The 3,958-nt window shown below is 63.4% G+C and carries 4 protein-coding genes; 1 reads left to right on the top strand and 3 read right to left on the bottom strand.

What is annotated here, in order from left to right; translation table 11 throughout:
* The first annotated feature begins 199 nt into the window (after positions 1-199).
* The gene (locus ACLL97_RS19205) at positions 200-1,264 is read left to right on the top strand and encodes an IS630 family transposase (RefSeq protein ID WP_411282091.1); all 1,065 of its coding nucleotides are present in this window, start codon (positions 200-202) and stop codon (positions 1,262-1,264) included.
* Between the two features lie 1,101 nt (positions 1,265-2,365).
* On the opposite strand, the gene ACLL97_RS19210 is transcribed toward ACLL97_RS19205, so the two are convergent.
* The 3 genes from ACLL97_RS19210 to ACLL97_RS19220 form a co-directional block, all read right to left on the bottom strand.
* The gene (locus ACLL97_RS19210) at positions 2,366-2,821 is read right to left on the bottom strand and encodes a hypothetical protein (protein WP_411282092.1); all 456 of its coding nucleotides are present in this window, start codon (positions 2,819-2,821) and stop codon (positions 2,366-2,368) included.
* A gap of 312 nt (positions 2,822-3,133) precedes the next feature.
* Positions 3,134-3,583: a type II toxin-antitoxin system HicB family antitoxin gene (locus ACLL97_RS19215; protein WP_411282093.1), complete on the bottom strand. Its 450-nt coding sequence runs from the start codon at positions 3,581-3,583 to the stop codon at positions 3,134-3,136.
* 3 nt (positions 3,584-3,586) lie between these two features.
* A complete protein-coding gene (locus tag ACLL97_RS19220; protein WP_411282094.1) occupies positions 3,587-3,778 on the bottom strand; it encodes a type II toxin-antitoxin system HicA family toxin in 192 nt (63 codons plus the stop codon).
* Between the last annotated feature and the right edge of the window lie 180 nt (positions 3,779-3,958).

Consider the following 3,958-nt stretch of genomic DNA (forward strand, 5'->3'; position numbering starts at 1 on the left):
CACCCAGCGGGCACGGTAGCTGTCGACAACGAATTCAATCTCTGCGCTCGTCGTCGTGGGCTCGGTCGTGAGCAGAAGCCACTCGACCGGCTCTTCTCCGTCTGGATAATCGACCTCAATGACGTGAACCGCGTTCAGAGACAGGAACTCATCCCGATGCGCCCTTGAAGGTCGATCACCGATGGATCACCTGAGAGCGATGGCTCTACCCATCGCTCTCGCTCCCCACCTGACCACTGCTGAGCTCGAGTCCGCGGCACGGGCCTGCGACGACGCCGAGATGCGCACACGGATCGAGGCCATCCGGCTGGTGAGTATGGATTGGGATCTCACCCGAGTGGGCCACGCACTGGGCCGGGCGCGAGCGTGGGTCCGCGAGTTGGTGAAGCGCTACAACGACGAGACACTGTTTGGTCTCGAAGACCGGCGACGTGGAAACCGCGGACGAGAGCCGACGCTGAACAGCGATGACGTCGAGGCGCTGAAGAAGGCGCTCGCCGGCAAGGCGCCTGACGGCGGGCTCTGGAGCGGTCCGAAAGTCCGCGCGTGGATCACCGCGCGCAAGGGCAAGCAGGCCGGCCAGCGCAGCGGCTATCGGTACTTGAAGCGACTCGGCTTCTCGCTTCAGCAACCGCAAACGCAGCACGGCGCCGCCGACCTGGAGGCCCAGGAGGCCTTTAAAAAAAAGATCGGACCGCTCATCGACGACATCAAGAGCGTCGTCCCGGAAGCGACCGTCGAGGTCTGGGCCCAGGATGAAGCACGCATCGGATTGAAGCCGACGACGAGGCGCATCTGGGCGCAAAAGGGCCATCGGCCTCTCGTCAAACAGCATCTCGGCTACGAGTGGCTCTACCTGTATGGATTCGTTCGCCCGTCAACGGGAGACGTGGAGTGGTTGCTGCTCCCCACGGTCAACATCCCGACCTTCAACATCGCGCTCGCGCATTTCGCGATGGCGGTCGGCGCGAGCGAAACGAAGCGCATCATCCTCGTCCTCGACGGAGCCGGCTGGCACAAGAGCAAAGACGTCGTCTGGCCGACGGGCATCCACCCGCTGTTTCTGCCCGCGTACTCGCCGGAGCTCCAACCGGCCGAGAAGCTCTGGCCTCTCGTGAAAGAGGCGACGGCCAACCGCTTCATCGAAACCCTCGACGAGGTCGAGGCCCTCGTCGTCGACCGCTGTCGCCACCTGATCACCGTTCCCGAAATCATCGCCGCACACACGCGCTTCGCGTGGTGGCCAGCGGACGGTGATCAGTGATCATTCGGGATCATTCGCCACTGCCTCCATCGACATCGTCGACAAGACCGTGTTCTCCGCGCTCGACGGCGGCGGCGTCGGCATTCGAGACGGGCGGGAGCGTCCCGCCCTTTCGACGTCGACCCTCGACGCCCTTGCGGGCTCGAGGCTGGCGGCTGGCCCATCGAGCAGGTCGAGCTGTCCTGTCTGTTTGTTGGCCGTGGTTCCCTTCCCTATCCGCTTGCGCGGCGCCTCCGGCTTTCGCCGGCTGTTCGGTGCAATGAAACCATCGGACTTCTCTCGTCCCATAGTCATCTCGTTTCCTTGACGACGACCGCCAGAGTGGCGGAGGCCGAGAGATCTCACCGGGTAAGATCGCAGAACTTCACGACGTCACCGTCACCTTTACTCCCGTCGTTCGAACGACAACCGGGCTTCGCCGAACGCGACCGGCTCACCCACGACGCGAGCTTCATTGGTGCTTCACGGTTTTCGGCTCGTCGTTGCACCTACGGCTTCCATTGGACCCCCCTCGCGGTGCGAGCCCTTTGCCCATCGGTGTGGGGTTCCCGTCGTCAGGGCCCCCAGCGGACTTTCACCACCTGTTCTGCGACCATGCCAGTCGCTCCACCTTCGGGGGTGGAGGCTCGTACCTCGCCACCACCCCCTACGGTGTCGCAAAGGCTAACGTTGGCTGGGAGCCGAAAAGACGAAGACGAGACATCGTCATCGAACTAATCGCGACGATTCAACTTATTTGTTGTCCGAATTATTCGGTCGCCTTTGGGTGACGTGTCGACGCATACGTGAGGACTACCCGCCTGCGTTTGTCATCGACGCAATACCAGACGCGCCCGCCCGCAGTGACCTCGTATTGCCACTGCTGGAGTTCCTCTCCGCCGATACGCACGACGCCGAGTGATCCTTTCAAACGATGCTGGCGACCCAATCGAGCAGTATCGCGCGGGTCCTTCGAGATTGCGTCAAAGGCGTCCCTCGTGGGGCCAGCAGCTTGCCGCGTGAGTTCCTCCCAGCCGTTCGCTGCCTCGCTGTTGCCGAATACAAGCTCCCATTCGTCCGCCTTCGGCGGGGGCGCGACCCGATCCCCTCGCTTCGCCACCGCTACCTCCTGGGCCGCGGAACGCGCGCGCCCACAGTCGTGATCGGGCGCTTTAGGATGTCCGCAAGGCCTTCTGCGTGAAGCGACGCGGTGTTCTTCCAGTCGCGCAGCAGCCTCCCCAGTGACGTGAAGTCGCCGAGATCAGCGCACGCCTCGAACTCTCGGACAAAGTCCTTCACAAACTGTTTGCGATCGTCGCTGGGCAAGAAGCGGGTCCACGGGAGTCGGGCATCCACTTGGCTGTCAAAACTCCCACTGGCCTCTGCGACGGCCGCCGGGGCGAGCAACCGCGCAGCGGTAGATAGGGCATCGCGCGTAGCGTCGTCGCCTGTCGCCCGCGTGAGCCGCAGTGGCTCCGCGTCCCTACGCTTGAGCAGAACGTCACCCTTGGCGAGGAGCGGGTCCACCAATGTGGGCTCGCGGAGGAAGGCGCTCCAGGTGAGTTCGGTCGTCGTCATAACAGACATTGTGCAGATGTTGTGCAGAGATCGCAAGCACTGGACTCGCCCGACCACTCGGGAGACAATGTTCGATGTCGATCGGCGAGGTCTGCGGGGACTCGGGCACGATCGCAGGCGCCCAGCCAACACGGGCACTCGCGCAGAGCTTTCGGGGCTGCGCCCCGAAAGACATCTCCGGGCCCGGCATGGCTCGTGCCTCGCCACGACCGGCCCCTCCGATGTCGCGAGTGCTTTCGTTCGGTGCTTTAAGCAGTTGTGAACCCGGAACTTTTTCCAACTTCGAACATCAGTGAAAACACCGATGCCGACTCATGATCGGCGTGCGCGAGCCCTGGACTTTGGGCGGGTTGACCGAGCCTTGGACATTGAACGTCGCGCCGCTTCCGCAAGGAAGCCAGACCGCGTCATCCCCTCCTGAGAAGCCGCCGAGTCGATCTCCTTCAGCAGTTTCTCCTCGAGCGTGATGTTCACCCGAACAACCTTCTGTTCCTCGGGCTCAGCTTCGACCTCGACCAGCGCGTAGAAGTCCTCGCCCCGCTTTCCGCGAAGACCCTTCTCAACATCGTCGAGGTCACTGGGTGCGGGCTGGTTCTCGCCGTCCTCCGCCAATCCATCGAGATGAAGGCGAAGCGCCTCGCTCGCCATCGCGCGGGCCTCTTCGAGGGTCGAACCTGCCGAGAAGCAGCCCGGAAGATCAGGGAACTCGACGCCGAAGTCCGATGAACGCGTCTTTCGCAGAATGCCGATGTAACGCTCCATGAATCACCTCAGGCCGGCTTGCCGGCGAATGCTCGCGACCGTTCCGGGCGGGAGATCCTTCTTGGGATGCGGCACCGTCACCCGGCCTGGCTTGGTGGGATGCTTGAACTGCACGTGGCTGCCCCGCTGAGCAACCTTCTCCCACCCGTCGTCCTTGAGCTCGCGGATCAGATCCTTGCTCGAGACGGATGGCATGCGGCAGGATACACATCGAGTGTGTACCAGGCAACACCCCGATCGGGCACCCCGGCGAGCACCGAACACGGGCCTTTGCGCAAAGCTCGCCGGCCGCTGTCGCGTCCGTCGAGACACCTTCGGGGGTGGAGACTCGCAGGCTCGTCACCACCCCCTCCGGTGTCGCAAAGGCTAACGTTC

Origin of the sequence: Gemmatimonas sp., assembly GCF_046594945.1 — a bacterium.
GTDB lineage: Bacteria > Gemmatimonadota > Gemmatimonadetes > Gemmatimonadales > Gemmatimonadaceae > Gemmatimonas.

What these genes read in the sequence shown, in the direction of transcription:
- ACLL97_RS19220 (WP_411282094.1), bottom strand. Translation starts at nt 3,778, where the DNA reads ATGCCATCCGTCTCGAGCAAGGATCTGATCCGCGAGCTCAAGGACGAC.
- ACLL97_RS19215 (WP_411282093.1), bottom strand. Translation starts at nt 3,583, where the DNA reads ATGGAGCGTTACATCGGCATTCTGCGAAAGACGCGTTCATCGGACTTC.
- ACLL97_RS19205 (WP_411282091.1), top strand. Translation starts at nt 200, where the DNA reads ATGGCTCTACCCATCGCTCTCGCTCCCCACCTGACCACTGCTGAGCTC.
- ACLL97_RS19210 (WP_411282092.1), bottom strand. Translation starts at nt 2,821, where the DNA reads ATGACGACGACCGAACTCACCTGGAGCGCCTTCCTCCGCGAGCCCACA.